This is a genomic window from Streptomyces sp. NPDC033966, assembly GCF_055575955.1.
The window spans coordinates 96,326-121,340 of sequence record NZ_JBVIRQ010000008.1 but is presented as its reverse complement, the minus strand read 5'-3'; the positions used below and the strand labels follow the sequence as shown (position 1 = coordinate 121,340).

Below are 25,015 nucleotides of genomic sequence, written 5' to 3'. Positions count from 1 at the left end.
CATGTACGACGACGGCACCATGCCGGCCAACGTCGAGACGCTGAGAGACGCGGTCGTCGGTCACCGCATCGTCAGCGCCGAAGCTGGAGAGGCAACGACGGACAAGTGGGGGTTTGACGCTCACGCCGCCCTCGTCATCACGCTGGACACCGGCAAGCGTGTTGAACTTCAGAACACTTCCGACTGTTGCGCGTACACGGAGCTGCGGAGCTTCCTCCTGCACCCAGACCGCGTCGACCACGTCATCATCGGCGTCGAGGCATCCGACGGATACGAGACGTGGCGGATCTTCGCCGACATGGGGGACGTCCTAGAGCTGTCGGTGGGGTGGAGCTGCGGGAACCCCTTCTACTACGGCTACGGCTTTGACATGAACGTTCGGGAACTGAGCAACACGGCAGCCCGCGGGGAGGCCGCATGAGTGACTCCTCCGCGATGACGGAGCTGAAGGGCTGGATCCGTCGAGCGGGAGCCAACGGGGATACGGCCGATGGATACGCCGCACGGCTCTACGAGAGGCTCTCAACGGAGGCTGTGAATGATGCGGTCGTGGTGGCCCGCGAGCAGGGCGAGAGCGCTCGTTTCCTCTTGCAGGCGCGCGGCGAAGTCGAGGCGTATGAGGCGCTCGTTCGTGTGATTCAGGGCTTCGTTGCCACCCGCTCCGACGACACCTCCCGGCGGGTGTACGCCACGATCTCCCGTTTCAATCTGGGAGAGATGTTCCGTCCCGGGGGTGGAGCTGATCGGTACCTGATTCCGTCCGAACTGGCCGACGAGGAGTGCGCAGCTTGAGCGATGACCAGCGCAGCCCCGACTACTGCTGGACGCACGGCTGCATGCGCGGCTCGTGCCCGACACCGCACTGAGGAGAGCGCATGACCCTCGAAGAGCACGCCCGCGCCATTGAGGCAGCGATTCAGGCTGCGGTGGATGAGGGATACGAGCTGGACGACGGATCCTGTGAGTTGCCTCGACTGGAGTTGAACGACTGGCCCCGAGAGCAGTGGGCCCGCATCGACGTTGCGGAGGTTTCAGCCTCGTAGCGCGAGTCACACACGCTCCTCACAGCCCCCGGTTGCTTCGGCGCCGGGGGCTTTCGGCGTGTACCCACACAGCAGAGGAGAGACGATGCTCCACTCATCCACGATCCACACCGCAGACGGCTCGACCGTCACCATTCGGCCGCACGGCAACCACGCCTATGACCTGGAGACCCGCAACGCGCGAGGCGAGACGATCGCGACGGTTGTCATGTCGACCTGGGACCTTCAAGCGCTCGTCGCCGAGGCGAAGGAGGCGCTCCCGTGGTGACCGCGGAGGAGCTTCTCGTCCGCCGGCTGGCGCATCTGCTGACGAAGCAGCGCGGTGGGACGTACCAGTACAACGAGAAGGACGCGAAGTCCATGATCACGGCCCTGAAGGTCGATTGGGTCGTGCGCGATGTAGCCCGTCTACGGGCCCACGTCCTGTCGGAGGTCTGGGAGGCCCTTCGCGACGTGGAGAACATCGACGGCATGCACACCGTGGCAGAGCTGATGGAGGAGAGGTGATGACGCTGTACCGCGACAAGGAAGGCGACGTCTGGGAGGACCAGGGCGCGGAGATGGTGATCGTCCGGGCCGCCTACGAGACGCATCTAGGCACGCGTCTGGAGCGGTGGAGAGTGGAGGCCGATTACGGCCCCCTGTCGGAGGTCAACCCCCACGCGGGCGCCGCCACGTCCCGTGCGATCCGGGTGGAACTGGCCCTCGTCCTCGCCGAGATGGCCAAGGAAGTGTGGTCGCCGTACAACTACTCAGGCATCGACGACGACATCCGCAGCACGGTCAGCAGCATCTTCGAGGAGAAGGCGCGAGGGCTTCGGGAGGTCGCGGAATGAGCGGGCGCGTGACGGGCTATCCCCTGCACTTCATCCTCGACGGCGACGTGGCCACCTGCCCTTGCCCAGCGCACCGCACCGGACCGGCACGGAAGGAGCTGGAGCGGCAGGCGGAGCGTGTTGGTAGCCCCGAGTACGACGTGTGGTTCAGGCTGCTGCTGGATGCGTACGTTACGGAGGTCCTGCACGAGACTGCGCGCCGGATGGAGGGCGCCGGCTACGGCGACGACGCCGTGGCGTTCCTCGACAACTTGGCCCGGGGAGGGTGGACGTCATGACGCATCTCGACCCTGGAGAGCCCTCCACAGCCGCGCAAATGACTGAGGGAGCCCTGAGGCGCCTGGACTTGTTCAACGCGGCGTACAGGGCCGTCCAAGGTCGCGACTGGGGGAACATGCCGGACGTCGTTGACGTCGTCCGGGTGGCGGAGTTTCTGGCGGATGGAGAGAGGGACTGATGAGCCTTCCAGTGCCGCGCACGGGGCGTCGGCGATGGCACAGCCGGAAGAACCGAGCCGGCCGACCGAACGGCGCTTTGAGCGCAAGCAGGATTCTTCCCCACCGCTACGCGGACGAGGGCGACAAGGGGCCGTGGTTTCGCCGCATCCTTCGACGACGTGAAGAACGCGCGTGGCTCCGAGACTTCAAAGAGGAGAGCTGGACGCATGAGCACACCGACACCTGATGAACTGCGTCAGAGCGTGGCGCTCGCCATGCTCGACATGGCCGGAGTCCTTACCCCGGTGTACGACACGGCCGACGGCATGCGCCGCGAACTGGAGTCGCGCGGGTGGTCTCCGACGATGGCAGAGACGGCCGCAGGCACATGGTTGTGCGGCGTGCTGGCGTCGGTTGGAGGAGGGCCGCGCCAGTGATCTCCCCTCTCCCCGGTGACTTCGCCCTGACCCGCATACGTGGATTGGCCGGCGCCTTCGTCAGTGCCGGTCAGTTCCTTGTAGGAGATGGCGCTCCTGTGCACCACGCCTTTGTATACGTCGGGGGCGGCTACATCGTCCAGGCCATGCCGAGCGGCGCGGAGATGATCCGGCTGGAGGACGCCTCTCCCGTCGTCGCGTGGTCGACAGGGCGGATACCGCTGACGGCCGCGCAGCGCGTGGTCATCGCGGAGGACGCGACGAACCTCGTCGGCACGCCGTACAGCTTCCTGGACTACGCCTCGATAGCGCTCGCTCACTACCGCATCCGTCCGCGAGTGCTTCGCGATTTCGTTGCCTCGACAGGGCACATGATCTGTTCCCAGCTCGTAGACGAGGTCTACAGACGAGCCGGCGTGCACCTCTTCGATGACGGACGACTGCCCGGTGACGTGACGCCGGGGGACCTTTGGAGGCTGGTGAAGTGAGCAGCGCCAATCCTCGCCGGTACACCCTGGCGGACGCCATCCGCGACGACTTCGAGCGTCGCCATCCGAACGGGAAGAGCACCCTTCTCTGCACCCGGTGCCGGCGCCGACTGGACCGGGAGGACTTCCGCGAGACGCCGTGGCACGGGCGTGCGGTGGACTGCAATCGGTGTGAGGGAGGCGGCTATCACCTGATCCTTACGGAGCGGACGTACTGGGAGCTGGCGCAGGCCCGGGAGAAGCTGCGCGCCTACCAGCGCTACGCCCGCGCGCTTCAGTTCCGGCTGCTGCTGAAGACGGGGCCGACGTCGGGGGAAGCCTTGGCAGTGCACGAGCAGCCCTTCTATGACGCCCTGGAGCGTGCGGTGACGCGTCAGGTACACGCGTGGTCGATGGCCGTCGGAGAGGCCTTGAGAGAGGCGTGCAGCGATGTCTGAGCGCACCCGCGAGGAGCGGTACGACAACTATTGCGAATGGTCTACGGGACCGCTGGCGGATCGGCTGGTCGACGCGGAGGACGAAGCGGCGCGACTTCGGTTGGCCTGGACGTCGGCGCGACGCCGCGCCGCGGACAGCTTCGTCTACGGGGCGGAGGCCCTGGCGCTGCGCGACGAGGAGATCGCACGGCTTCGGGCGGAGGTGGCCGCCCTCCGTAAGGCACCTTACGGAGCCCCTGGTCTCGTCTGCATGGGCATGGACGACGACGGCTCAACCGTTTGGGTTGCGGCCCCTCAGCCCGGCGTCGAAACGCGGTGAAATTCGGGTGATGACTTCGCGCTCCGTCCCCCCATAACTCCCCTGTGAGCAGGAAGCGACTCACAACCTACACACATATTCACGGAGGTTCACGCCTTGGCGAACAATCTGACTCGCATCTGGGACACCGACCCCGACGCAGCTCCGAAGGAGCGGACGAGCTTCTCTGACGACACTGTGGGCCGTTTCCGCTCCGGCCGGCTGATCCTGGTGAACGGCAAGGAAACCCCGGAGAGCCTGAACGAATGGCGCGTGACGACGGGGGACCCCGTGGTGGCCGACCGCATCGCGGAGATGCTGGGCGGAGAGCCAGAGAGCTGGGAGACGGACAAGGAGGACAACCTCCAGATCCTGACCGATGCCTCCACGGTGCAGATCGTCATCGAGCCCGACGGGGTGGATGCCTCGTTCAAGATGTTCATGCCCGGCGCCGGCCTTACCCACCACTGCGATGGCTTCGAGTTCCTCTCCCCGGAAGAGGACAAGGGCAAGCCGTGCAAGTGCCCCTCGCTGATGGCGGAGCGGAAGTTCGAGGCGCAGAAGATGCGCGGACCGAAGCCCTCCATCGACATCACGTTCCGCCTGTCGGAGGCGATGGATCTGGGCGTCTGGCGCTTCAACTCCGGCTCCTGGTCGCTCGTCAACGAACTGCCCAAGCTCTTCAAGGAGCTGGACAAGTACGCCGGGCAGCAGATCCGTGCGTCACTCACGATCAAGAACGTGACCTACGTTCCGTCGAAGGGTCCGCGGGCGGGTCAGACGGTTTCGTACAACGTGCCGGATATCCGGATCTTCGGCGCTTACGAGGCCGCTCAGCCGCTGGCCGACGCCGCCTGACGGCAACGAACTGCGCCCGCTCCTTCCGAATTGCGGTCGGGAGGAGCGGGCGCATCCACGATTCTACGCACACGAAGAGGAGAGACAATGCCGATCCTCGAACTTTGCGCCGGCTACGGCGGCTTGGGTCTGGCTGTAGAAGCTCTGACGGGCGACAAGGTCACCGTAGTCGCGGAGGTACATGGAGCCGCCTGCCGCGTCATGGCACACCGATTCCCCGACGCACCCAATATCGGTGACGTCCGATACCAGTCGTGGGGCGCACTGCTGGAAGAGGGCATCGACACAATTACAGCGGGATTTCCCTGCCAGGACATCAGCAATGCGGGTAAGCGGGAGGGAATCAAGGGTGAGCGCTCCGGAATCTGGTTCAACATCGCTGAAGGCATACGGGTACTTCGACCGCGACACGTCTTCCTGGAGAACGTGGGAGCACTCCGAAATCGGGGACAAGAGTCGGTGCTCACATCGCTTCACGACATCGGGTATGACGCGCGGTGGACGACTCTACGAGCTTCCGACATCGGGGCTCCGCATCATCGGGACCGCTGGTTCTGCGTTGCCACACCTGCCGACGCCGACGGTCGCTGACGCCTACCGCGGACCGGACTATGCGAAGCGGGACCGGCCGGGATCCGGCGGGGATGACCTCGTGACAGCAGTCTGCCGCCTGTTCCCCAGGGAGAAGGCGGAAAAGCTCTTCAAGACCCCCACGGCAAATCTGGCGCACAACGGGTCCGCACAGCATCCGGACAAGCGCAAGGCGGGCGGGCACGGGCCGACGCTGGAGGACGAGGTCTGTTTCCTCCTCAACGTCGATCCGGACGACGAGCTTCCTGACGACGGGCCGCACTCGCCGGCTGAGTGGTGGGGTGACTTCGCCCGCGCCATCTACCGGTGGGAGTGCATCCGCGGAACAGCGGCCCCGGTGCCCATCGTCCGCGGTCCGCGCGGTGGGCTGAAGCTCGCGCCGAAGTTCGCGGAGTGGCTGATGGGCCTGGAGCCAGGATGGGTCACCGACGTGCCGGGCCTGACGCACAAGGAACAGCTAGGCCGCATCGGGAATGGCGTGGTGCCCCAACAGGCGTACCACGCCTTCAAGTGGCTGATGAAGCACGAGGCATACACGGAGGAGAGCATCAATGGCTAAGGCCAGACTCACCGACTTCACCGGGGCCGAGATCCGCCCTGGCGTCCTGATTGCCTACCCGACGCGTCAGGGCAACCGCGTGCGGAACAGTGAGGCGGTCGTCCTGGAGACGAAGAGTGACCGCCGGGCTGGCCGCATCGTCCCGATGCTGAAGGTGAAGCCCACCGGCCGGGACTCCGGCTTCATCGCCCGCGCGACGCTGGCGGAGCAGACAGTCAGCGCGGAACACGTCGTCGTCATCGGCATCGCGGAGGAGAGCAAGTGACGTTCAAGGTTGGCGACACGGTTCAGCACGAGTCCCAGGGACGGGGGCTAGTGACGTACGGCCCCTACGAGAACACGTTCGGACAGACCTGCTACGTGATTCGGCTGGACAGCGGACGTGAGACGTCCGCGTCGGTGAATGCGCTCTCAGCAACGCCGAAGTTCGCCGTCGGCGACGAGGTGCGCAACGCCCTGATAGGCATCCGCGGGCCCATCGTCGCCGGCCCGTTCATCGCGACGGGCGACGGAGAGCGCTACTGGATCGTCGAGCAGCCGAACGGACGCCACTCGACGCCGCGCGAAGACGGGCTGTCGAAGGTGGGGGCACGGGAAATCAAGGTGGGGGATCGGGTGCGCGTGGTGGTGGACGACCCCTTCCTCCAGACCGGTGACTTCGTCGGTCTTACCGGCACCGTGGAAGGCATGGAGGGTAGTTGCACACGGTTCAAGGTTCGGTTTGGTCCTGGCCGCCACGGGGAGCGTGACGGCTACTGGTACTGCCAGAAGGTCGAACTCGTCGACGAGGAGTTGTCGAGCACCTATGTGCACGACGGCGTGGCGTACGACCTCAGCGCCGAGTACCGCGACAAGGATCGGGACGCCTGGCGCTTCAAGCGCATGCCCGACGGCAAGGTGCGCGGCATCTGTTGGGGCGGGGAGATCCACGACGACAGCGACTCGCTTGAGTACGTCCTCAGCGCGTACGGCCCCCTGACCAAGGTCTAGCTTCCCCTTCCTTCAGCCCCCGGCGCCCACGTGGTCCGGGGGTTGCGGCGTTGGGAGACCACGGAGGAGAGACCATGGAACAGGTGTTGTGCGCGCACGGCTACGGTCTTATGCGGGACTCGTGCCCGGGGTGCGACGCTGAAGGTGAAGACCCCCACGAAGCCGACCCGGTGAAGGTCGTACCGTCGTGGACGACTCGGACGCATACGCGGTGCCGGCGGTGCTCGCTGCGGCCGTCGCACGGCATCCACATTAGGCGGACCGCACAGTGAGCGGCGCCCTGTACCTGATCGACGACGCCGATGCGCCCGCCCTGGGCGACGTCCGCAGCGCCGGGCCCGATGACTGCATCTACATCCGCGCAGCCGCCACGTCGCGGAAGGACTGGCCCCGCTACTGGGAGGCGGCCGGCGTGGCGCTGAAGCGCGGGGCGTTCGTGCACGTGATGAACCGAGAGGGGATGGTCTGATGGCTAACCCCTCCAAAGCCAAGGGCACCACGTGGGAGTCCGCCCTCGTCGCCTATCTACGCGACCACCACAACCCTGCCGCACGCCGCAACGTACAGATGGGGCGGCTCGACATCGGCGACATAGACGGCTACTACCTTCATGCCGTCGAGGCGAAGGCGGAGAAGACGATCACACTCGCCGACTACATCGCGCAGGCCAACCGGGAGGCGGCCCATGCTGGACAGCCGTTCGGCTGCGCGGTCGTCAAGCGGCGGATGAAGGGGGCCGCGGACGCGTACGTCGTGCGGGACCTTGCGACCGACGTGCGGCTGATGAACAGGCTGCGGGCCATGGAGACGGCCTTTCAGGGTGTCGCTCCGGCGGCGTATGCGCTCATGGACGCTGAACACCGGGAGGCCGCGTGAATTCTTGGCACCACGCGCAGTCAGCCGCCCGTAAGTGGGGAGGCACGCCGGAGGACTACCTCCCGATAGAGGAGTTCATCGACAGCTCCAAGCAGATAATCGGCGACGTCCGGCACAGGTCGCTGTACCACCACACGGCAGGTGTCTACCTTTGTCAGCGCATTTTCGGAGACACCCTGACGGTTGGGCGAAGGAAGATTCCCGTCCGCCTGATCGCCGAACGGCACATCCTGGAGGACCTCGGCTGGCTCCCCTCGCCGACGGATTACATCGCTGGTATGACCATCTCTCCGTGGATGTCCGGAACCCGCCGCAAGGCCGTACCGCTCTCGCACCTGCTGCTTAGTACGCCTGAAGGAGGCGCAGCGTGACCAGTGCACGAAACTTCCTAGGCATTCCCGTCGAAGGAGATTACTCCGAAGCGAGCACTCGCGTGACTCAGAGGCCGATTGAGGAGCTTCAGCCCGTCATACAGGCTGTCCTCGACGATCCCACGATTATTGAGTTCGGGTGGAAGCAGTACACGCCATACTTCAACGACGGCGACCCGTGCGAATTCTCCGCGTACGGACTGTGGGTACGCACTGACGCGGACGCGGAGGTCGAAGACCTCTACGAGCTGGAGGCCGAGAACAGCTCGCATCCCTCCCTCGGATACCGACCCTATCAGTGGGAGACCAGGGAGTATCTGCCGTACGAAGGGCCGGACAAGGCACGATACGACCGGGTCCAGGCACTTCGAGGTGTGGTCGAGTCCGGAGAATTCGAGAACGTACTGATGGACGCGTTCGGAGATCATGCACAGGTGATCGTCCGCCGGGACGGTATCGCGGTCGACTATTACTCGCACGACTAGCACCACAACCAAACACCGCATGAAGGGGCGTCCTCCGGGGCGCCCCTTCGACATGCACAACTCACGAGGGGAGAGGCCTTGCGACTGACCGACATCCTTGCGCGGCTGAAGGGCGTGGAGGAGGACCATGACGGCTACCTTGCCCTTTGCCCGGCGCACAATGACCGTGCGCACCCGTCGCTGAAGCTGACGCTGAAGGATGACGGGCGGCTTCTCATGGTGTGCCGCACTGGGTGCCCGACGATCGACATCCTGAGGAAGACCGGCATCGGTCCTGGCGACCTCTTCGACGTCCAGGGCGACGGCGCGCGGACTGTTTCGTCGGCTCCGGTGGAATCCGTTGGCGTGGCGGAGATTGCCGGGCTGCGGATGTTCGTCGACGAGTGCGCCGCGCAGCTGATGAGCGAAACTCCTGGCGCAACGGCGGCGCGGACGTACATGAGTGACCGGTTCGGACTCTCCCCGGAGACGGCGGAGGATCTCGGCGTGGGGTATGCCCACCCTGCCGACCGTTCACAGCCGTGGCTGTCCCGGGGGTTCAACCGGCACCCGCGGCTGACGGTGCCGCTCGCTGGGTTCGATGGCGTCGTGCGGGGACTCCAGGGGCGGGACATTGCGGGAGGATGCCGGGCCCGGTGGATGAGCCTGACCAATGTCGGCACGAAGGTGTGGGCCAAGTACGGCGTTCTCTCCGCCGGTACGGGATACGACACCATCTTGATCACGGAGGGGCCGGGAGACGGCCTGACGTCGGTCGGCGTCGGGTACGACGCGTTGATCATCCGGGGGGCAGGACTGGCGAATAACGCGGCGCTCGTTGCTGAACTCGTCGTTGGCCTCCGTGGGCGAGATGTCATTCTGGCGTTTGACCCGGACACGGCGGGGGAGCGCGGCAACAACGCTTTTGCTGCGGCTCTGATGGCGGACGGGCAGACGGTACGGCGCCTCTCCTTCCCCAACGCCAAGGAGGATCTCACCGCCTGGCGTGAGCGCACGCCGGACACCTTCCCCGCAGAGCTTCACCGTGCGGTCCGGTCGGCTCCTGTCGTCGAGTTGGAGGCCAAGCTCCCCGTACCGCCGGCCGCCCCTGACGTCCCCGCCACGGACGCCGCTCTCTCTACGATGAGCGAGAGCGCGCGCCAGATGTTCGACAACACGGACGTCGGCTTGGCGGTCCGCCTTCGCGACTTCATGGCCCGCTCCGGCGGGGGAGTGAGGCACGCAAACGGCCTTGGCTTCCTCGTCTGGGACGGCACCATCTGGGCGTCGGGAGACGCGGAGGTACGGCGTCAGCTTCACCTGATGGGCGCGGAGCTGATCGCGACCGGCGAGGAAGCGAACCGTCGGCTGGCGTTGAAGGCGCTGACCAACAAGAGCATCGAGGCAGTGATCAAAGAGCTTCCCTCCGTTCCCGGAGTGCCCGCGCGGGCGGCCGACTTCGACGCGCGGGAGGAGCTGCTGAGTGTCGCGAACGGAACCATCGACCTGCGCACGGGGCGGCTTCACCCGCACCGGCCGGAGGACATGATCACGAAGCGCCTCGACGTCGCTTACCACCCGGAGGCACAGGCGACTAGGTGGGAATCCTTCCTCACGGAGGTCTTCCCGCATCACCCGGAGATGCCCGCGTTCATGCGGCGTCTCGTCGGCTACGGCGTGACGGGCTCGACGGCTGAGCAGTGTTTCGCCTTCATGCATGGGCAGGGGGCGAACGGGAAGAGCGTGTTTCTGGATGCGCTCCTCAACGTCTTCAAGGGTGTCACGAAGTCGACGGAATTCAGCACGTTCGAGCAGCGCACAGCCGTCGGGCAGGCTTCGCCGGAGCTTGCCGAACTCCGCGGTGCGCGGCTCGTGACGGCGAGCGAGACGGAGAAGTACAGCCGCCTGGCCGAAGCCCTCGTCAAGCAACTGACCGGCGGGGACCCGGTGACGGCGCGGAGGCTGTACGGGCAGCCGTTCACCTACGTTCCGAACTTCCTGCTGATGGTGGCGGGCAACTACAAGCCGGCGATTCTGTCACAGGATCTTGGCGTCTGGCGACGCGTGAAATTGGTGCCGTTCGAAGCGACGTTCCGCGGCGCGAAGGCGGACAAGACCCTTCCCGCCCAGCTTCGCGCGGAGGCGGAAGGGATCCTCGCATGGGCCGTGCGGGGCGCTCAGGAGTGGTACGAGCACGGGCTCCAGGAGCCTGGATCCGTGTCGACCGCGACGCAGGACTACCGCGAGAGCGAAGACCGCCTTGCCGAGTTCATCGCCGCGCGTCTGGTTCAGGAGCCAGATGCGCGAGTTGCTCCCATGGCTGTCCGACGGGCTTACGCGGAGTGGACGGAGGACGCGGGGCTCAGCCGTAAGGAAGTGCTGTCCGGGTGGGCCCTGGGCGTGGAGTTGGAGAGCCGCGGGTTCACGAAGCGACGTGCTGGAGCCGGCGGGAAGTGGGGATTCGACGGGATCCGTCTTGCGTCTGACGCAGAGGTGCAGGCGGCACAGCGGGATGCGGAAGCAGTACCGGCGGCAGGGACTGAAGGGACCGGCCCCGCGGACATCTTCGGGCAGCCACGAGAGGAGGCAGCAGCATGAAGTTCTTCCCGTACACAGTCGCGGGCGAAGAGACCCTGACGCACGTGCCTGAGACGTCCGCAGACCTGGATGCATTCGCCCGTTGGGTGGAGCGCAAGGCACGGTCGGGTGAGACCGTCGGCGCGGACACGGAGACGACGGGCCTGGACACCTTCAGCCCGTCCTACGGCCTGCGGACCGTCCAGTTCGGCGACCCGCGGGACGCGTGGGTGCTCCAGGTCGAAGGCCGACCGGCGGTTCAGGACGCCGCACGGCGGGCACTTCTGACGCTGCCGCACCTCGTTTTCCACAACGCGACCTTCGATCTTCTGGTCTTGGACAGGCACCTGCGGACCCCACTGGAAGTGCTGGGGCCGAAGACGACGGACTCGAAGATTATCGCTCACCTGTTCGATCCGCGACCTCGACACGAAGGCGGATACGGGCTGAAGCTGAAGGAGCTGTGCGCCCGGGATGTTGACCCGTCGGCCCCGGACACGCAGGAAGATTTGACGGCTGTCTTCCGCAGCATCGGGGAGACGAAGGCCACGGGGTGGCGTGCGATCGACATCAACCACCCGACCTACCTCCAGTACGCAGGGCTGGACGCAATTCTCGTGTCTCGACTCCTGCCAGTGCTCGAAGCACGCTTGAGGCAGGCTGGAATCCCTCAGCGCCTCGTCGACTTCGAGCACCGAATCATGTCTATATGCGCCCGCATGGAGCGGCGGGGGATGCTCGTCGACCGGCCGTACGTCGAAGGCCTCGTGGGCCGGCTGGAGGAGGAAGCGGGCCATCACGCCGCCCGGGCACGGAAGTACGGCGTGACGTCGGTGAACTCTCCGGCGCAGGTGTCGGCTGCTCTCGTAGGCATGGGCGAGACGCTAACGGAGACCACTGACAGTGGAGCCCTGAAGGTGGACAAGTCGATCTTGCTCGACCTTGCTGACCTCGACCAGCACTGGCAGCCGCGCGGGACGCGGAGTCCGAACTTCCTTGCGGATGCGGTGCTCCGGTCGAAGCGTGCGGGGAAGTGGAGTACGAGCTACGGCATAGCCATGCGGGATGGGCTCGACGTCGACGGTCGGTGCCACCCGAGGGTGAACAGTCTCCAGGCCAGAACGGCCCGCATGTCCATTTCCGGCCCGCCGCTTCAGCAACTTCCCTCGGGGGACTGGACGATCCGGCGAGCGCTGTTGCCGGAGCCCGGCCACAGGATCTTCAGCGTTGACTACGCGGCCGTCGAAATGCGCGTGTTGGCGGCGCTGGCGGACGAGTCGGTGATGAAGCGCGCCATCGCGGAGGGCAGGGACCTGCACGGATTCACGGCTGAGTTGATCTACGGGCCCGACTACACGACCTTCCACCGGAAGCTCTGCAAGGGCGTCGGCTTCGGCAAGGTCTACGGGGGCGGTGCGACAACGCTCAGTCGGCAGACCGGGGCGCCGCTGCCCGACGTCCAGAAGGCCATCTCGGCGTACGACCGGACGTACCGGGCCATCAAGCGGTACTCCTCCAAGCTCCAGCGCACCGCGAGGGCGGACGGCTACGTCGTCTGGACTCCCGTCGGCCGGCGTCTGCCGCTTGACCGGGACCGGGTGTACGCGGCCACGAACTACGTGGTCCAGTCGACCGCGCGTGACGTGCTCTGTCAGGCCCTTATCGACATGGACGACAAGGGCTTCGTTGACGAGTTCCTGTACCTCCCGATTCACGACGAGGTGCTTGGGTCGGCCCCCGACGACATCGCGGAGGACGTGGCGCGGGAGGTGGGCGCGGCCATGCGGATGGACTTCTTCGGCGTCCCGCTCGACACGGATCCGGAGGTCGGCGGGCGGAGTTGGGGCTCCCTGTACATGAAGAAGGTGGCAACCATGATCGAAAACGACCCGTGGTACGCGGCGCACCCGGAGGCGGCAGCAGCCGCTGAACTGGCGCGCGCATGACGGCCCGAGGACCACATGATCCTGTACGCAGTGTGACGACAGCAGTCCGGCCATCGGCTGGAAACAGACCACCAAACTCGCTGCGAGGCACCCGGGTTGTCCGCATTACTCCTGTCTTGCGGCCTGTCGAACCGCCACGTGGTCCTTCGCGGCACGAGGTTTTCGCACTTTGGGAAGAGGAGGATGAGTGGTCGTGCGCCTACTGTGGCGCCGACTTTGGGGGCGACGTTGTGCCGGAGGTGGACCACGTCACTCCGCTCGCGAAGGGCGGCCTTCACGAGTGGGGCAACTTGGCGCCGGCGTGCCGCGACTGCAACCGGGCCAAGTCGGATACGGACATTACGGCTTGGGTGGCCCTCCTAGCTGGCGATACGTCAGCGGAGCGCGACACTCCGAATACGGAGAGCTGCGCCCGTGGCTGATCCGGACGTTCACGACTCCTCCATAAGGTCACGGTTTGGTCTCGCTGAAAAATTGAACGTTGGCTTGTGGCGTACGTCATATCCGCAGGTGGGATGGGGAGTACGCCATAAGCCCCGCCGTGCGACGCGGTTTTTCCATATCAGGACAGAGGGGGAGTTTTCTTGATGAACCGGCTGGCATATTCAAGCCGCACGGCGATTGCGCCGCAGCAGAGCGTGACTTACGTTGTCGACCACGCCAGCGAACATCAGCTGTCACATCTGGTCGAACGTCTTCAGGGGGCGCTCGATGAGCTGCGTCAGATGTCCGCTGCCTACGACGACGCTACGACCGCCCGCAGCCGTAATCCGCGGTCGGCCCCGGATGAGACCGGCCGCGCTGCACCGCGCGGGCCCTCTCGTCCCACTGAGGACATTGCACTGGACGACGCGCGTCAGGCGCTGCACGACGAACTCAAGATCGGCGCCTCGTACTTGGCCGCTGCCACCGCATACGTGCTAGGCGTCACCGCATCAATGGATCGCGCACTCGCCCGTTGGGAAGGGGAGGACGCAATCTTCGTACCTCGGGGGCGTGAATGATCGTGATGACGGGGCCGCAGAGAACGGCCGACGAGCGCGGGGAGCTTGCGGAAGTCGCCGGCGTCCATGGCGCGCTACTGGTCAGCGAGCACCACATCGTCTGGGCTGAAGTCCGGGCCCTCTACCGCCTCACCGGCTGGAACGCCTGCCCTCTGGCCCGCGCCGACGTCACGATGGCTGACGCACTGGCCATCCCCATGTACGACCTGACGACATAGCTCCGTAAGGCACCTTACGGACCTGCCCCCGTTCCACGAGGGACGGGGGCTTCGTCGTATCTGCACCCAGCCCCACATGAGTGACCCACGTCACAAATGTTAGTGATGACTCTTCCCTGCATCCCCCCATAACTCCCCTGTCACCAAAAGCACTCATGAGGAGAACGACATGACGGCCGCCCTGGTTACTGACGAACTCATCCGCGCCGCTCAGGGTGGGGATCGTGACGCCATGTGGGAAATCGTGGAGGCTCACGACACCATCCTCCGGGGCATCGTGCGGTCGGTGGCGCCGACGGCGCCTGCCGAAGTAGCCGAGGACCTGCTTCAGGACGCGCGGGTGTCGCTCATGGAGCACGTCCGCGACTACAACACGGAGGCGTCTGCGGCCAAGCTGCACACCTTCGCCTACCGCGGATGCCGGCGCGCCGTGGCGGAACAGTGGATCCGGTCCACGGTGGGGCTCACCGTGGATCCCACCGCCGTACTGCGGGTTAAGCAAGCGCTGCATCAGGCGGAGGGTGACATCGAGGGAGCATGGATGCTTGTGTCCACGGCGGACCGGCACCGGAAAGTAGCGCGTGAGACGTTCATAGCTCTCATCGAGATCCTTTCCGCGCCGCTGTCTCTGGATTGCCCTGTGTCCCTCTCCACGGACTACGACCCGCACAGTGCTCACACCCTGGCTGAGACCATTCCGGACCCTGAAAGCGACTTTGCCTCAATCACCGATAAGCGGGACTTGGCGCGCTGGCTGCTGACACAGGTCAAGCCCGCGCACGCCTACGCTCTGCGCGCGTTTTACGGCATCGGCATGGAGCGAATCCCTGACGAAGAGCTTTGCAACGAGCTGGGAGTGCACAAGCGCCATGTCAGCACCATGCGCCACCGGGGGGTAGAGCGGGCGCGCTCCGTGGCCACTGCCTTCCGCGTAGTCGCGTAAGGCACGCACCCTACCAGGAGAACGATCATGACCCGACTTCCCTCACTCGACGCCTACGACGTCCAGGGCGTCCGCCCTGACGAGGCGGCGCTCTGGAGTGACGACGTCCGCTACGCCGTGGACGAGCTGAGAGACCTGATGGCCGTCGACCCCGACGACATGTGACCTCCGTAAGGCACCTTACGGACCTACCGAACTCACGCGAGGAGAGATCGTGACCGACCACACCCTGTCGTGCTGCGTGTACGACGGAGACCGCATCGCAGTCCGCCGAACCACGGACCACGACGGGAGCCACCACCCGCTCATCTTCGAAGCCATCGGCGACGGCGAAGTAACCAAGGATGTGTTCGCGAGCGCCGACAGCGCCCGCATGTTTGCCCGCAGCATCCTCGCTCTGGCGGACGAGGTGGACGGGGGAGGCGCAACGCCGGCCGCTCCTGAGTGCGTTGAGGTGGGTGATCGTGTGCGCGTGACGAAGGCCGAAGATCCCAGGTGGGGATCTTTCGTGGGCCGAGTCGGAGTGCTGAAGCTGCGGGACAACGACGAATCGCCGTTCCTAGTCAAGTTCGGTGACGGCATTCACGGCGACGAGGACGGCTTGTGGTGGTGTCAGGAAGTAGTACGGGCCGACGACCCGGCGCCGACACCCGCCGTCGACCCGTCGTGGCTGCGTCCGCCCACCCGCCTGGAACTCCTCGAAACCGCCATGCGGCTCTTCCCCCACGCGGAAGCGCCCGACGTGCTGAAGGTCGCCCTGTATCTGGAGGAATCCTGACCCCTTAGGTGGGGTTGTGGAGTACTCCACAACTATGCCACACTGGAGTCACGCAAGGGACTTACGGAAACTCCAGGAGGTGCACCATGCTGATCAAGCCGAAGTGCGGCGTCTGCAACATCGGGGAGTTCGCGCGGCTCCGCTCGACGGTGCTGGGCTGCACAAACGCTTCGTGCGATCACGTCATCGCCCCTACGGACCTCGTGGACGTCGGGGACTGGTTCCTCCGGGATGGGGTCGTCGCCTTCTTCGACGAGACGCTGTAACTGCACCACCCGCCCCGGCCAAGCCGCGACGGTGCCGGATCAAATCCGGCCCGGGGCACTCGAAGCACACACTCGGAGGGCAGGGGGAGTTATGCGAAACGTTGACCCGTATGTATCCGCGAAGGACGTCCGACGCTCGGGCCAGATTACGAGCATGTGCCGGGGGTGTACCGCGCTCTTCATCGAGCGTCCCACTGATCACTGTGACGGTTACTGCCCAACGTGCGACGAAGGGGCGTCGGACGGCTACGTACCGGCGTGGGATCACTCGGACGCGTATTTCAACTAACCGAAACGCCCTTCGGGGCGTCGGGTGGGAATGGCCTCCCACTCCTGATGAGGCAGGCCACTGGAGGAGAGATGTCGATGACCAGCAACCAGCTGTGCGCCGCAGGACTGATCACTACCTGGCTGACGATCGTACTGGGGCTCGTTGGGGCTCACGGCGTGGGAAGCCCGGCACTGCCGGTCGTGGCGGTGCTCCTTCTTCTCACATCCTGGATCTGCTTCGCGGCCAGTTGGCGAAAGTTGGAAGTCGAGAAGCACAGCAATTAGCCGAAACGCCCTCAGGGGCGTCCGCGGAGGGTGGCCTCCCCGCGCTGATGAGGCAGGCCGAAGGAGGAGAGATGGAAACATCGTTCACCGGCGCCGTACGCACGAACTGCCGAAGCCTGGAGACGGTCTATCTGGGCGACGAGGTTACCCACACCCGCCGTCCCGGAGCAGTGGGGCATGTCGTACTGATCGAGTGGGACGTTACGGTCAAGTGGTCCAGCGGTCCGTACCATGGCCAGCGCACGGAATCCCCCGCGCGTCTCCGTAAGGTCGCGGGCAGGTGACTCGATTCTTCGTCGTCAGCGCTTCGGTGCTGCCCGGAATGCCGTGGGCCGTGGCGGATGACACCGTTGGCCTGGTGGCGCAGTTGAACGGCGCTGACAGTCCGCGCGCCTATTTCGCCACCCGAGCAGGTGCCGGCAAGTGGGCGTCGGAGATGAACCTGAAGCACAGGCAGGGGAGCGCGCCCGCCTTCTGTGAGTGACCACCGTTCCGCAAAGGCTTCGCCCTCCGCCCCCCTCGGAGGGTGCGCGGTTCGAATCCGCGGCGGGGCACTCGAAGCACCCTCCGACCGCATAGGAGAACGTTCGTGAACTGCCCAGAGAAGTACCGGCTTTACTACCGCGCCCCGTCGGGGTCGTGGCGCGTACTGGCCGAATTCGACCGCGAGTCGGATGCGGTAGCTGCCATGGAAGCTGACGCGGTGGCCGTGCCCGGCACCTGGCATGTGGTCCGTGTTTCGGAAGTCACTGTGGCGTCCAAGTCGCGTTGACACGGCCCCGGGACGGTCAAGCCGTACGAGCGTCGTAGCTCACCCGGGGCACTCGAAGTACCCAACACCCAGTGGAGGACCCATGGAGTTCACCGTTGGCCAGCGCATCCGGACCACCGTCGACACCCCGGTGACGGGGGAGGACGAGACGATCGTCCCCGCCGGAAGCTTCGGCACCATCAAGCAGACGCGAGGATGCTTCGCCTGTTACTCCGTGCTCCTGGACGACGACCCGCACCAGATGCCGGCCGCGTACCACCCGTACGAGCTGGAGGCGGCGTGAGCATCCACCCCTACCCCTTCGACCTCCCGCCGCTCGACGAGCTGACGCCGTTCCAGCTGGACGGGTGGGACTGCGTCTACTGCCCGGGGGACAGCACCGGGCACATGCGCGTGGTCGGCCGGATCAAGGGCGACGCCCTGTTCGCCCACCTCGAATGCGCCAGCGCGCACCGCTGGCCCAAAAGCCAGGAGACGACATGACCAGACGGCCCCTTCGCCCCGGTGACAGGGTGGCGATCACCTCCACCCCCACCGGGCTCTACGTCGGCACCCGCGGGAGGCTGACGGCCGTGGACTACTACGCCGATCTGCTGGAGCCGTACCACGTGCGCGACGCGCGCGGCCGAGTCATCTGGGCGTCGTCGGTCCGGCGCTGCCGACTCCAGTGGTCCGACGACCCCGGTCTTCACGCCCTCGTCGCGCTGGCCCTGGCGGCCCTGGTGATGGCCGTCCTCGTCATCATGGTCTGACCGGCGAAAGGTGGTTGTGGCGTACTCCATAACCGTGTCATGATGGAGTCACGCCAGGGACGCACGCTCCCGCTACTGAAGGAGACGCCATGACTGCCACCATCACCGCCGGTGCTCGCATCCGCTTCACCCGCGTCACCCCCTCGGGGAAGGTCCACTTCACCACCGTGGGGGACGTGGAAGGCGTGTCCCCGTCAGGGCGTCTCTTCGACTTCCGTGACGAGGAGGGTCGCATGTGGTACCTGGACGTGGACCCGGCCGACGTCGCTAAGACCATGAAGGGGTGGTCGCAGTCCTACGAGGTGCTGTAGCACGTCACCCCGGAGCCCCTGCGAATTGCGGACGCAGGGGCTCCACCTATTCGCGAGTCACTCACTGAGGAGGCACCGTGCAGTTCGAGGAGCGCTACATCCTGCGACGCGTTGACGCGACGGACGACGACGTGACGGCGGAGTTCGACAGCGAGGCGGAGGCCGTCGAGGCATTCGACAGTGCGGTGCGGTGCATGCCCGCGAAGTCTCGTGTCGAGCTGACCCGCGTCATGACGGTCGCGCTCGCCACGGCGTCGAGGGCGTGATCACGATGAGCGTCCTGAAGGACGTCCCCACCGTCGCCCACCGGATCCTGCGCCACGACGTTTTCACCCGCCACGGACGTGAGTGGGTGGCGGCACGGGAGCCGCGAATCCTGGGGGACGGTGGCGCCGTCGAGGTGAGCACCGTGGGCGGGGGAGTGGTAATCCTCCCGCGCTGCGAGGAGATCACCGTCCGCCGCATGGTCGCGGAGCGCCCGTGTACCGCGTGACGTTCGAGAGCGGTACGTGGGCGCTCGTCGATGTGGAGGTGTACTGGCGTCTGTTACGGCAGGCCGTAGCGCGTGGCTGGAGCCTTACGCAGGTCCGCGCCGGCCACGTCGTCACCCTCCCGTCGGGTGCGCTGGTGGCGATGCTGCGGGAAGGACCGTAAGGCACCTTACGGAGGTCGGCTGTAGGGGTTGTGGAGTACTCCACAAGCGTGTCACTATGGAGTCACGCAAGGGCCACACGAACTTGGGGGACGAAATGAGCGTCATCAACGCGGTTGACCTGGACGACGTGGCAGTGACGTGGAGCCTGCCGGCCCTGATCGGGTGGAATCGGGGTGGACTGTCGTTCCGGTCGAACACTCTCCATGTCTGCGCGGTGTGCTTCACGCAGACTGAGGCCACCTACACGGCCGACACCGACACCCACCACGTTCTGAACCGCAGCAACAACCCGTGCAGCGCCGGACTGTGCGTCAAGTGCTGGAGCCGCCTCGTCAAGGGCGACGACTCCTGCGACACACCTGAGTGCTGCGGTAAGTAGTAGCGAACCACCGGAGCCCCTGCGAATTGCGGACGCAGGGGCTCCACCCATGTACACACCACGCACACTGAGGGAGCCATGAGAGAAAGACTGTCCCGCCTGCGTGACGTCGACCCCATCCTGATTCAGGCCGTCATCGCGGCTGCCATCAGCTTCAGCCACATCCATGACGTCGCGGCAGCCGCCGGCCAGACCGGTTGGAAGGCATGGGCCTACCCGGTCAGTGTGGATCTCCTCCTCGTCATGGCGTGGCGCAGGATCCGGCAGGCTCGACGAGCGGGGGAGGGAGCGCCCGGTCCGTGGCTGTGGTTCGTCCTGTCCCTGGCGGCGTCCCTCGGGGCGAACGTTGCGACGGCCGGAGTGCTCGACATGGCGAACCTGCCCGTCTGGCTTCGCGTGGCCGTCGCGGGCTGGCCCGTTCTCGCCTTCTTCGGTGGTTCGCTGCTGATCCACTCGCGGAATGCGCCAACGCCTGGAGTGGCGGAGCCGGAACGAGCCCCGCAGGAACCGCAGTTGCCTGCTGAGGGGTCGGAAACGAAGGCGGACGAGGAACCGGCCCCGGTGCCCCCGGTAGAGCCTCAGAAGCCCATCCTGAGGACGTACGCTGAGGTTGCCGAGACTCTAGGGGTGGCGGAGCCGACCGTTCGAGGATGGGCGAACCAGGGGCACGTACGGAAGTTCTCCCCGGAGGGCTCCCGCGGCGTCCTCGTCGACTTGGGCGAGTGCACCGCTCGACACCGCAGCAACCGACGCCCGGCCGGCGTTTAAGGAGGAACGGTGAAGGAAGAGTTCGCGGACCTCGTCGGGGACATCGTCGACGTCACGGTAGGCCCCGAGACGGGCCACGATGTCTTCGTGGCCCTGGTGGCCCAAGACGACGGCCGCCCTCTCACGACGTTGCGCAGGGTGGCTGCCCTGTCGCCTGAGACCGCCCGCGCCCTGGCGCACGCCCTTCTGCGCGGTGCTGACGAGGCGAAGGCGGAGCCCGGCGAGACGCTGCCGGTCGACGCATCGCGGGTGTTCCTTGCCTACACGAGCGACGAGGGCGAAGGCATCACCTACTCGGCTGCCGTGGCGGACAAGGGCGTCGCGGAACTTCTCCAGATCATGGACGAACACACGGTGTCAGGCATGTAGCCCAAGAAGGTCAAGACTGAGCCCCTGCCGGGGACCCGGCAGGGGCTTTTTGCGTTCCGAGGGTGAGTCCGTGCGCCCTGTCGTGCGCTGGCGGAAAGCGGTATCGGTAGGGCCCATGACAACGCCATCCGCTGGGCTTTGCCGGGCACGGCTCGTGATGTGGCAGCCTGGCCAGCCCGACGCCATCGAATGCGTCCTGCCTGTACACGGCGGCATCGAACACAGCGCTCCGCACGTCCGCTGGACCGAAGCCCAGGTGCCCACTGCCCGACCTGGGCAAGATCCTGACGTCGGTCCGCCATTCGGGATGACGCTCGAATGGTGGGTTCACTTGGGTGCGGAGGCGCGCCCCGAGTGCCCGGCATGCGGTGCGACCGCGCGAGAGGTCACCACGCACTTGGGGAAGCCGACCGGGGAAGCGATCAGCGCCGGCGCGAAGTTCGAGCCCTGCGGCCACCGGTTCGCGGTCCTGCTTCCGCACCGGTGACCCCCCACCGTCACCCAGACGGCTCACACTGGGTGCGGCTGAGCGTCAACGCCGCACCCTAAACTTATGAGCCTTCGCGTAGTCGTCCACCCGCCCGACAACGAGGGCGGCCGTAGGGTCCACGTCGATGGCGTCATTCTGGGGCGTGCGACGAGCATGCGGGACCTAGTGGAGTTCCTTCGTCGCGCCGGGCTGGAGCTGGACCCGGAGGCGGCGGCCCTCTCGTCCCTCGTCGAGTGGCGCGGGGGAGGGGCTGGCGTCTGGCCGGCGGACCCGTCTGGGTGACTGCGACCGCTACAACAGCCGGGCAAGCAGGATGGCCACCTCCGCGGCGAAGGCTGGGTCCTCCGGCGCTTCCTCGACGGCGTGGAGGAGTGCCGCCGTTGCTTCCTCGCCATGGACGTCGTTGCTGAGGCATGACGCCCATGCACTGATGAGGGCTTTTGCGTCGGCATGCCCGCAGAACTGCGCCGCCCGCAGGTGGCTGATCACCTTGTTCGCGCCGCTACCCTGGCGCAGGAGCACGAGCGCCATGCGGAAGTAGCCGCCAGGGTGCTGCTGCTCCACCGCATGACTGAGCCAGAACTCCGGGTCAGTGTCGTGCCGTCCCAGTGCGCGACCGCCCATGCGGTAGAAGGCGTTCGCGTTCTCGCCCCACGGCCCGTCGTACTGGTCCCAGGCATCCAGCCGAGACCTGTCGGCGATGAAGTTGCAGGCTTGCTCGTCCCACGCTGCATCTTCCGACTCACTCATGTGCCCTCCCTGGACACGACGAAGCGCCCGCCCCCAGCAGTGGAGACGGGCGCCGGGTGCTGATGGAGCTAGAGCTGACCGCCCTTGACGGCCTCGACGAAGACGCCCCATCCGATGTCACCGACGACGAGAGCGGGGCCGGCAGGGACCTTGGAGTCCCGGACCGGGACGACGCCGGGGAGCTGACCGGTGGCCACCTCGATGCAGTTTCCGCCGTCGCTGCTGTAGCTCGACTTCGTCCACGACAGGCCGTGCGAGGCCGCGTTCGGGATCACGTTCATGGTCTGATGTCCTTCTTCAGTTGCGCGATGAGGTCGGCTGACGAGGCGAGCGGGAGCGCGTGCGCGCGAAGATGCTCGAACGCCGCTCCGTAGACCGCCACGTCCGCGGATTCCTCAACGTACAGCGCCGACGCCAACCCCTCCACGTGGACTACATCCAGGTCAGCACTCTCGGGGAAACCCAAGACAGTAAAGGGACCGCTGATACCAGGATGAAACGGAGCGGTCAGCGGGATCACCTGTATTGAGATGGTCGGGTACTCGATGAGGTCCAGGAGCCGTTGAAGCTGGTCGGTCATGATGCGGGGATCGTCGAGCCGGGGGCGGAGCGCCGCCTCGTGGATGATCGCCCAGACCTCCAAGGGCTTGGGGCGGGTAAGCGCCGCTTGGCGCTGAATACGTACTTCAACGCGCGTGTTCACCTCATCGGCGGAAGACCCGACGTTGATTGCCGAGATGGACGCGCGGGCATACGCGGCCGTCTGGAGGAGGCCGGGAAGCAGTAGCGTTTGGTAGGTCCGCAGGCTCTTCGCGTCATCCTCCAGAGCGATCAGCTCCGCGTACGTCGGCGAGATGATGTCCTTGTAGGTCTGCCACCACCCACGCCGGGCGCCGTCGCGTGCCAAGGAGAGCAACACCTCCCGCTTCCCCTCGTCGTCGACGCCGTAGAGCTTCAGCATCTCCTTCAGGGCGTCCTGCGTAACGCCAAGACGGGCGTTCTCAAGCTTGGAGAGACGCGTCTTGTCGTAGCTCATGCCGATGAGTCGAGCGGCCTCTTCCTGGGAAAGTTCTGCCGCTTCGCGGAGGACGCGCAGCTCAGAACCCAGTCTCCGACGCCGCACTGAAGGTGCGTTCACAGATCCTCCCCAAGACGAGCCATCGACGAACCTTCCGCCGCTATGTTCCCACAGGAGTCCGGGAGTTGAAGCCCAGTCTTGCAACGTTGCAAACCTCGTTCGGGTAGTTGCATTGTCGTGCTGCAACTGCCAACCTGGATTCAGGAACACGGCGAGTGACGAAGCAATCGCGGTGAGGGGCGACGTGTGTCGTACGAGATGAACGCGCCAGTTGTGGCGGACCTGAATCGACTCTTCCCGGTCACGCCCAAGCCGGCTCCCGGGTGTGACGTCTGTGTGGCTCTCTTCTCTCAGTGGCACAGGCAGAAGAATCCGGCCAGCCCGGAGTACGACCTTTCCGCAGCGACGGACACAGCCGTCGAGATTCGGCGTCACTGCCGACCCGGGCGGATGGCGTGAGCGGCGCCGGATACCGCTACAGCGCTGACTTCCTGACGGAGCTGAGACAGGTGGTCGCAGACGCCGTCCAGGAGCGCGAAGAGGCCTGGTTCACGCACGAATGCACCACCGCTCTTGTTGCGGTCCTGGAGGGCCCGACAGAACACCCCACAGACCCGCCGTCGGCTGCCTAGTCAGCTGAACGGCGGAGGGGCGGCAGGGTCAAGGCGGTGAGGTCGGGGCCCTGCCCGCTCCATTACCAACTACGAGAAGGGGGAGGCGTGAGTCATTCGCAGATGCGGCGCCTCGACGACGCGCTGAAGTCCGTGACGCGGGAGTTAGCTGGCCGAAGGCCGCCGTCGACGCTGCCTGAGGGCTCCGGCGCGGCATCGAGCCGGCCGCGGATGACGGTCCGCGTCACGAAGTACCGGGTGCACCGCCGACTGAACGGCCCCGCCCTGGTCGTCCAGGTCTGGAGGCGCCCGCCGGAGCGGGTGCAGTCCGGCAAGCCGGGCACGCGGATCTACCGCAGGGCCGTCGACGTCGCGCGGTTCCGCCGTGACGGGTACTGGGACGGCTTCGGCGTCGAGTTCCCGCCGTGCAGGTGCCCGCAGTGCCGCGTGACGGAGGATTCGCCATGACGCTCGGACGCTACGTGTGCAACGCACCCGCTACTGCCCTCCGCTCCCAGATGTGGGCCGCCCTCGACGCCCTGGGGCCGGAGTTCGGCTCGCTCAAGGCTGATCTCAGCACGGCCCGGACGGTGCGCTGCATGATTGAGGAGCACGAGGACGGCCCCCACTTCGATCTCCTCCTCGACGACACTCAGGGGAAGACCTTGTGGGCGCAGTGGGAGACCGGGGCGTGGTCCGTATCGGTCTTGGTGCTTCCGGACTGCCCGACCCAGGATGAAGTCAGCAACTGCGGGTGCTGCGGCTTCGAGGGGCACCCGGGCGGGCACACCTGGGAGATCACAGATCCTGAGTACGACCTCGTGAGCGCCATCGCCGTTCCGCTCGATCAGCTTCTCGACAACACCCGCGAGACCGGGCGTGACGCCGGAGAGCGCCCGTGAGAAACAACCCCCGGCCGGTCCGTCGGGAAGGCATGGCGGCCCACGCGATCGGCACCCTGGCTGCTGCCGACGCCAAGGACGCCGCGGAACGACGTCGGCAGCGCGACGAGCGGGCGGCCCTGACGGCGAAGATGCGGGACCGCATTCAGCGCCCGCAGGAGCCCCGCACCTAAGCTTCCGCCCCTTCCGGGACGGGCGCCGCTCCG

General features: G+C 66.1%; 47 protein-coding genes and 2 other RNA genes. 46 read left to right on the top strand and 3 right to left on the bottom strand.

Going from position 1 to position 25,015, the window contains the following annotated elements:
• The first annotated feature begins 1 nt into the window (after position 1).
• From ACZ518_RS23240 to ACZ518_RS23030, 43 genes are all read left to right on the top strand, one after another.
• The gene (locus ACZ518_RS23240) at positions 2 to 421 is read left to right on the top strand and encodes a DUF7448 domain-containing protein (RefSeq protein ID WP_469114917.1); all 420 of its coding nucleotides are present in this window, start codon (positions 2 to 4) and stop codon (positions 419 to 421) included.
• A complete protein-coding gene (locus tag ACZ518_RS23235) occupies positions 418 to 792 on the top strand; it encodes a hypothetical protein (RefSeq protein ID WP_469114916.1) in 375 nt (124 codons plus the stop codon). Before ACZ518_RS23240 ends, ACZ518_RS23235 begins: the two co-directional genes overlap by 4 nt.
• Positions 793 to 875: 83 nt before the next feature.
• Positions 876 to 1,043: a hypothetical protein gene (locus ACZ518_RS23230; protein WP_469114915.1), complete on the top strand. Its 168-nt coding sequence runs from the start codon at positions 876 to 878 to the stop codon at positions 1,041 to 1,043.
• 85 nt (positions 1,044 to 1,128) lie between these two features.
• A complete protein-coding gene (locus ACZ518_RS23225) occupies positions 1,129 to 1,311 on the top strand; it encodes a hypothetical protein (RefSeq protein ID WP_469114914.1) in 183 nt (60 codons plus the stop codon).
• Complete coding sequence (locus ACZ518_RS23220; protein WP_469114913.1) at positions 1,308 to 1,550, top strand: hypothetical protein; 243 nt, start codon at positions 1,308 to 1,310, stop codon at positions 1,548 to 1,550. Before ACZ518_RS23225 ends, ACZ518_RS23220 begins: the two co-directional genes overlap by 4 nt.
• Positions 1,550 to 1,879, top strand: a complete 330-nt coding sequence (locus tag ACZ518_RS23215) for a hypothetical protein (RefSeq protein WP_469114912.1) — start codon at positions 1,550 to 1,552, stop codon at positions 1,877 to 1,879. Before ACZ518_RS23220 ends, ACZ518_RS23215 begins: the two co-directional genes overlap by 1 nt.
• Positions 1,880 to 1,887: 8 nt before the next feature.
• On the top strand, positions 1,888 to 2,157 hold the full coding sequence (locus tag ACZ518_RS23210; protein WP_469114911.1) for a hypothetical protein: 270 nt from the start codon (positions 1,888 to 1,890) through the stop codon (positions 2,155 to 2,157).
• Between the two features lie 386 nt (positions 2,158 to 2,543).
• Entirely contained in the window at positions 2,544 to 2,753 is a 210-nt protein-coding gene (locus ACZ518_RS23205; protein WP_469114910.1) for a hypothetical protein, read from the top strand.
• Positions 2,750 to 3,241 (top strand): C40 family peptidase, encoded by a 492-nt coding sequence (locus ACZ518_RS23200; protein WP_469114909.1) that lies wholly within the window; start codon positions 2,750 to 2,752, stop codon positions 3,239 to 3,241. Before ACZ518_RS23205 ends, ACZ518_RS23200 begins: the two co-directional genes overlap by 4 nt.
• Positions 3,238 to 3,678 (top strand): hypothetical protein, encoded by a 441-nt coding sequence (locus tag ACZ518_RS23195; RefSeq protein WP_469114908.1) that lies wholly within the window; start codon positions 3,238 to 3,240, stop codon positions 3,676 to 3,678. The genes ACZ518_RS23200 and ACZ518_RS23195 overlap by 4 nt, the downstream gene beginning before the upstream one ends.
• Positions 3,671 to 3,997 carry a hypothetical protein gene (locus ACZ518_RS23190; RefSeq protein WP_469114907.1) on the top strand — a complete coding sequence of 109 codons (327 nt, stop codon included), beginning with the start codon at positions 3,671 to 3,673 and terminating at the stop codon, positions 3,995 to 3,997. The genes ACZ518_RS23195 and ACZ518_RS23190 overlap by 8 nt, the downstream gene beginning before the upstream one ends.
• 96 nt (positions 3,998 to 4,093) lie before the next feature.
• The gene (locus ACZ518_RS23185) at positions 4,094 to 4,834 is read left to right on the top strand and encodes a recombination directionality factor (protein ID WP_469114906.1); all 741 of its coding nucleotides are present in this window, start codon (positions 4,094 to 4,096) and stop codon (positions 4,832 to 4,834) included.
• A gap of 87 nt (positions 4,835 to 4,921) precedes the next feature.
• Positions 4,922 to 5,425 (top strand): DNA cytosine methyltransferase, encoded by a 504-nt coding sequence (locus tag ACZ518_RS23180; protein WP_469114905.1) that lies wholly within the window; start codon positions 4,922 to 4,924, stop codon positions 5,423 to 5,425.
• Positions 5,426 to 5,486: 61 nt separating this feature from the next.
• Positions 5,487 to 5,984, top strand: a complete 498-nt coding sequence (locus ACZ518_RS23175; RefSeq protein WP_469114904.1) for a DNA (cytosine-5-)-methyltransferase — start codon at positions 5,487 to 5,489, stop codon at positions 5,982 to 5,984.
• Positions 5,977 to 6,249 (top strand): hypothetical protein, encoded by a 273-nt coding sequence (locus tag ACZ518_RS23170; RefSeq protein ID WP_469114903.1) that lies wholly within the window; start codon positions 5,977 to 5,979, stop codon positions 6,247 to 6,249. Before ACZ518_RS23175 ends, ACZ518_RS23170 begins: the two co-directional genes overlap by 8 nt.
• The gene (locus ACZ518_RS23165; protein WP_469114902.1) at positions 6,246 to 6,974 is read left to right on the top strand and encodes a phiSA1p31-related protein; all 729 of its coding nucleotides are present in this window, start codon (positions 6,246 to 6,248) and stop codon (positions 6,972 to 6,974) included. Before ACZ518_RS23170 ends, ACZ518_RS23165 begins: the two co-directional genes overlap by 4 nt.
• Before the next feature lie 268 nt (positions 6,975 to 7,242).
• On the top strand, positions 7,243 to 7,443 hold the full coding sequence (locus tag ACZ518_RS23160) for a hypothetical protein (protein ID WP_469114901.1): 201 nt from the start codon (positions 7,243 to 7,245) through the stop codon (positions 7,441 to 7,443).
• The gene (locus ACZ518_RS23155; protein WP_469114900.1) at positions 7,443 to 7,850 is read left to right on the top strand and encodes a hypothetical protein; all 408 of its coding nucleotides are present in this window, start codon (positions 7,443 to 7,445) and stop codon (positions 7,848 to 7,850) included. Before ACZ518_RS23160 ends, ACZ518_RS23155 begins: the two co-directional genes overlap by 1 nt.
• Positions 7,847 to 8,221 (top strand): DUF6915 family protein, encoded by a 375-nt coding sequence (locus ACZ518_RS23150; RefSeq protein WP_469114899.1) that lies wholly within the window; start codon positions 7,847 to 7,849, stop codon positions 8,219 to 8,221. The genes ACZ518_RS23155 and ACZ518_RS23150 overlap by 4 nt, the downstream gene beginning before the upstream one ends.
• A complete protein-coding gene (locus ACZ518_RS23145) occupies positions 8,218 to 8,706 on the top strand; it encodes a hypothetical protein (protein WP_469114898.1) in 489 nt (162 codons plus the stop codon). The genes ACZ518_RS23150 and ACZ518_RS23145 overlap by 4 nt, the downstream gene beginning before the upstream one ends.
• Positions 8,707 to 8,784: 78 nt before the next feature.
• Entirely contained in the window at positions 8,785 to 11,283 is a 2,499-nt protein-coding gene (locus tag ACZ518_RS23140) for a phage/plasmid primase, P4 family (protein WP_469114897.1), read from the top strand.
• Positions 11,280 to 13,208, top strand: coding sequence for a DNA polymerase (locus ACZ518_RS23135; protein WP_469114896.1), 1,929 nt, complete (start codon positions 11,280 to 11,282; stop codon positions 13,206 to 13,208). Before ACZ518_RS23140 ends, ACZ518_RS23135 begins: the two co-directional genes overlap by 4 nt.
• Positions 13,205 to 13,630, top strand: a complete 426-nt coding sequence (locus ACZ518_RS23130) for an HNH endonuclease (RefSeq protein WP_469114895.1) — start codon at positions 13,205 to 13,207, stop codon at positions 13,628 to 13,630. The genes ACZ518_RS23135 and ACZ518_RS23130 overlap by 4 nt, the downstream gene beginning before the upstream one ends.
• A gap of 165 nt (positions 13,631 to 13,795) precedes the next feature.
• The gene (locus tag ACZ518_RS23125; RefSeq protein ID WP_469114894.1) at positions 13,796 to 14,212 is read left to right on the top strand and encodes a DUF7169 domain-containing protein; all 417 of its coding nucleotides are present in this window, start codon (positions 13,796 to 13,798) and stop codon (positions 14,210 to 14,212) included.
• Positions 14,209 to 14,430 carry a hypothetical protein gene (locus ACZ518_RS23120; RefSeq protein WP_469114893.1) on the top strand — a complete coding sequence of 74 codons (222 nt, stop codon included), beginning with the start codon at positions 14,209 to 14,211 and terminating at the stop codon, positions 14,428 to 14,430. The genes ACZ518_RS23125 and ACZ518_RS23120 overlap by 4 nt, the downstream gene beginning before the upstream one ends.
• Before the next feature lie 169 nt (positions 14,431 to 14,599).
• Complete coding sequence (locus ACZ518_RS23115; RefSeq protein WP_469114892.1) at positions 14,600 to 15,373, top strand: sigma-70 family RNA polymerase sigma factor; 774 nt, start codon at positions 14,600 to 14,602, stop codon at positions 15,371 to 15,373.
• A gap of 27 nt (positions 15,374 to 15,400) precedes the next feature.
• Entirely contained in the window at positions 15,401 to 15,538 is a 138-nt protein-coding gene (locus tag ACZ518_RS23110) for a hypothetical protein (RefSeq protein ID WP_469114891.1), read from the top strand.
• A gap of 49 nt (positions 15,539 to 15,587) precedes the next feature.
• Complete coding sequence (locus tag ACZ518_RS23105) at positions 15,588 to 16,151, top strand: hypothetical protein (RefSeq protein WP_469114890.1); 564 nt, start codon at positions 15,588 to 15,590, stop codon at positions 16,149 to 16,151.
• An 86-nt stretch (positions 16,152 to 16,237) separates the two neighbouring features.
• On the top strand, positions 16,238 to 16,417 hold the full coding sequence (locus tag ACZ518_RS23100; protein ID WP_469114889.1) for a hypothetical protein: 180 nt from the start codon (positions 16,238 to 16,240) through the stop codon (positions 16,415 to 16,417).
• A gap of 287 nt (positions 16,418 to 16,704) precedes the next feature.
• Positions 16,705 to 16,768, top strand: an RNA gene (locus ACZ518_RS23095) — hammerhead ribozyme type II.
• Positions 16,769 to 16,783: 15 nt separating this feature from the next.
• On the top strand, positions 16,784 to 16,972 hold the full coding sequence (locus ACZ518_RS23090) for a hypothetical protein (protein WP_469114888.1): 189 nt from the start codon (positions 16,784 to 16,786) through the stop codon (positions 16,970 to 16,972).
• Positions 16,971 to 17,034, top strand: an RNA gene (locus ACZ518_RS23085) — hammerhead ribozyme type II. Before ACZ518_RS23090 ends, ACZ518_RS23085 begins: the two co-directional genes overlap by 2 nt.
• Positions 17,035 to 17,252: 218 nt before the next feature.
• Positions 17,253 to 17,456: a hypothetical protein gene (locus tag ACZ518_RS23080; RefSeq protein WP_469114887.1), complete on the top strand. Its 204-nt coding sequence runs from the start codon at positions 17,253 to 17,255 to the stop codon at positions 17,454 to 17,456.
• A 105-nt stretch (positions 17,457 to 17,561) separates the two neighbouring features.
• Positions 17,562 to 17,744: a hypothetical protein gene (locus ACZ518_RS23075; protein WP_469114886.1), complete on the top strand. Its 183-nt coding sequence runs from the start codon at positions 17,562 to 17,564 to the stop codon at positions 17,742 to 17,744.
• Between the two features lie 82 nt (positions 17,745 to 17,826).
• Positions 17,827 to 18,027, top strand: a complete 201-nt coding sequence (locus tag ACZ518_RS23070) for a hypothetical protein (RefSeq protein ID WP_469114885.1) — start codon at positions 17,827 to 17,829, stop codon at positions 18,025 to 18,027.
• Positions 18,024 to 18,227 (top strand): hypothetical protein, encoded by a 204-nt coding sequence (locus ACZ518_RS23065; protein WP_469114884.1) that lies wholly within the window; start codon positions 18,024 to 18,026, stop codon positions 18,225 to 18,227. The genes ACZ518_RS23070 and ACZ518_RS23065 overlap by 4 nt, the downstream gene beginning before the upstream one ends.
• A complete protein-coding gene (locus ACZ518_RS23060; protein WP_469114883.1) occupies positions 18,224 to 18,496 on the top strand; it encodes a hypothetical protein in 273 nt (90 codons plus the stop codon). Before ACZ518_RS23065 ends, ACZ518_RS23060 begins: the two co-directional genes overlap by 4 nt.
• Positions 18,497 to 18,585: 89 nt before the next feature.
• Entirely contained in the window at positions 18,586 to 18,807 is a 222-nt protein-coding gene (locus tag ACZ518_RS23055) for a hypothetical protein (RefSeq protein WP_469114882.1), read from the top strand.
• Between the two features lie 77 nt (positions 18,808 to 18,884).
• Positions 18,885 to 19,073 carry a hypothetical protein gene (locus ACZ518_RS23050; RefSeq protein ID WP_469114881.1) on the top strand — a complete coding sequence of 63 codons (189 nt, stop codon included), beginning with the start codon at positions 18,885 to 18,887 and terminating at the stop codon, positions 19,071 to 19,073.
• 5 nt (positions 19,074 to 19,078) lie between these two features.
• Complete coding sequence (locus tag ACZ518_RS23045) at positions 19,079 to 19,300, top strand: hypothetical protein (RefSeq protein WP_469114880.1); 222 nt, start codon at positions 19,079 to 19,081, stop codon at positions 19,298 to 19,300.
• A gap of 256 nt (positions 19,301 to 19,556) precedes the next feature.
• Positions 19,557 to 19,841, top strand: coding sequence for a hypothetical protein (locus ACZ518_RS23040; RefSeq protein ID WP_469114879.1), 285 nt, complete (start codon positions 19,557 to 19,559; stop codon positions 19,839 to 19,841).
• 78 nt (positions 19,842 to 19,919) lie between these two features.
• Positions 19,920 to 20,609, top strand: a complete 690-nt coding sequence (locus ACZ518_RS23035; protein ID WP_469114878.1) for a DUF2637 domain-containing protein — start codon at positions 19,920 to 19,922, stop codon at positions 20,607 to 20,609.
• A 9-nt stretch (positions 20,610 to 20,618) separates the two neighbouring features.
• Positions 20,619 to 20,978, top strand: a complete 360-nt coding sequence (locus tag ACZ518_RS23030) for a hypothetical protein (protein ID WP_469114877.1) — start codon at positions 20,619 to 20,621, stop codon at positions 20,976 to 20,978.
• Positions 20,979 to 21,759: 781 nt separating this feature from the next.
• Here the strand turns inward: ACZ518_RS23030 and ACZ518_RS23025 are convergent.
• The 3 genes from ACZ518_RS23025 to ACZ518_RS23015 form a co-directional block, all read right to left on the bottom strand.
• The gene (locus ACZ518_RS23025) at positions 21,760 to 22,218 is read right to left on the bottom strand and encodes a hypothetical protein (RefSeq protein WP_469114876.1); all 459 of its coding nucleotides are present in this window, start codon (positions 22,216 to 22,218) and stop codon (positions 21,760 to 21,762) included.
• 68 nt (positions 22,219 to 22,286) lie between these two features.
• Complete coding sequence (locus ACZ518_RS23020) at positions 22,287 to 22,499, bottom strand: DUF397 domain-containing protein (protein WP_469114875.1); 213 nt, start codon at positions 22,497 to 22,499, stop codon at positions 22,287 to 22,289.
• Positions 22,496 to 23,341, bottom strand: a complete 846-nt coding sequence (locus tag ACZ518_RS23015) for a helix-turn-helix domain-containing protein (protein ID WP_469115136.1) — start codon at positions 23,339 to 23,341, stop codon at positions 22,496 to 22,498. The genes ACZ518_RS23020 and ACZ518_RS23015 overlap by 4 nt, the downstream gene beginning before the upstream one ends.
• Positions 23,342 to 24,015: 674 nt before the next feature.
• Here ACZ518_RS23015 and ACZ518_RS23010 point away from each other — a divergent pair.
• From ACZ518_RS23010 to ACZ518_RS23000, 3 genes are read left to right on the top strand one after another with little or no spacing between them, the layout of a single operon-like run.
• Positions 24,016 to 24,375: a hypothetical protein gene (locus tag ACZ518_RS23010; RefSeq protein WP_469114874.1), complete on the top strand. Its 360-nt coding sequence runs from the start codon at positions 24,016 to 24,018 to the stop codon at positions 24,373 to 24,375.
• On the top strand, positions 24,372 to 24,809 hold the full coding sequence (locus tag ACZ518_RS23005) for a hypothetical protein (protein ID WP_469114873.1): 438 nt from the start codon (positions 24,372 to 24,374) through the stop codon (positions 24,807 to 24,809). Before ACZ518_RS23010 ends, ACZ518_RS23005 begins: the two co-directional genes overlap by 4 nt.
• Positions 24,806 to 24,982, top strand: coding sequence for a hypothetical protein (locus ACZ518_RS23000; protein WP_469114872.1), 177 nt, complete (start codon positions 24,806 to 24,808; stop codon positions 24,980 to 24,982). The genes ACZ518_RS23005 and ACZ518_RS23000 overlap by 4 nt, the downstream gene beginning before the upstream one ends.
• Positions 24,983 to 25,015: the final 33 nt, after the last annotated feature.